This window comes from Thermogutta sp., assembly GCF_039793925.1.
Classification (GTDB): domain Bacteria; phylum Planctomycetota; class Planctomycetia; order Pirellulales; family Thermoguttaceae; genus Thermogutta.
Genome location: NZ_JBAMME010000172.1, coordinates 1 through 1095 on the forward strand (window position 1 = coordinate 1; position 1095 = coordinate 1095).

At 55.1% G+C, this 1095-nt stretch carries 1 protein-coding gene; it reads left to right on the forward strand.

Features of this window, described 5'->3' with window-relative positions:
- The coding region (locus ABJK56_RS06620) for a DUF3387 domain-containing protein (RefSeq protein ID WP_347243876.1) at nucleotides 1-857 on the forward strand (857 nt) is incomplete at its 5' end.
- Nucleotides 858-1095: the final 238 nt, after the last annotated feature.

Here is a 1095-nt window from a genome sequence, read left to right on the forward strand (position 1 = left end):
TGCCTGCCGCACAGGAGCACGTGCTCGCGAAGGATGACGGAAAGAAACGGCTGGTAGATGCCGTTACCGAGCTTTCAAAGGCGTTTGCTCTGGCCGTCCCTCACGAAAAGGCGCTGGAAATCCGGGATGATGTGGCGTTCTTCCAGGCGGTGAAGTCGGTGCTGACGAAGACCACAATCGACAGACGCCGTAGCCCGGAGGAGATTGAGCATGCCATCCGCCAGATAGTGTCAAAGGCTGTGGTATCTGATGAAGTCGTCGACATCTTCGCGGCTGCCGGTCTTAAAAAGCCGGACATCTCGATACTCTCTGATGAATTCCTTGCCGAAGTGCGGGGCATGCCACAGCGGAACCTGGCAGTCGAATTACTCCGCAAGCTACTGCAGGGTGAGATCAAGGCACGCAGCCGGAAGAACATCATCCAGGCCCGCTCGTTTGCAGAACTCCTCGAGAATGCCATCAGGAAGTATCAGAACCGGGCTATTGAGACGGCGCAGGTGATCGAGGAGTTGATCGGACTGGCAAAAGAACTGCGTGAGGCCAGCCGTCGAGGCGAGGAACTGGGGCTGACAGAGGATGAGATAGCCTTCTATGACGCCCTGGAAGTCAACGATAGCGCAGTGGCCGTGCTTGGCGACGAGACATTGCGACTGATCGCCCAGGAATTGGTCAAGGCGGTACGGAACAGCATCACCATCGACTGGACCGTCCGGGAAAACGTCCGCGCCCAGATGCGGGTGATCATCAAACGAATTCTTAGGAAATATGGCTATCCTCCGGACAAACAGGCAAGAGCTACAGAGCTTGTCCTGGAACAGGCGGAAGTCCTTTGCAGGGACTGGGCGGAAGAACCGTAGCGGGTGTACATCCTCAATCACGCTGCCTGGAGAATCGCGTCGGTAGCCTCTAAAACCTTCAACACCTGCTGAGCCACATACAAGCAGGAATACTTGTCAGCCATGCATAAAGATACGATGTGAAATTCTAGACTGAAATTGTTTAATTCGTACCGGCACAGACTGTCTTCCCGCTCTGCTACCACAGGTACCGCAGTTCAAGCTAAAGGATTCCTGGGTATACGCTTACAGGCCGCAG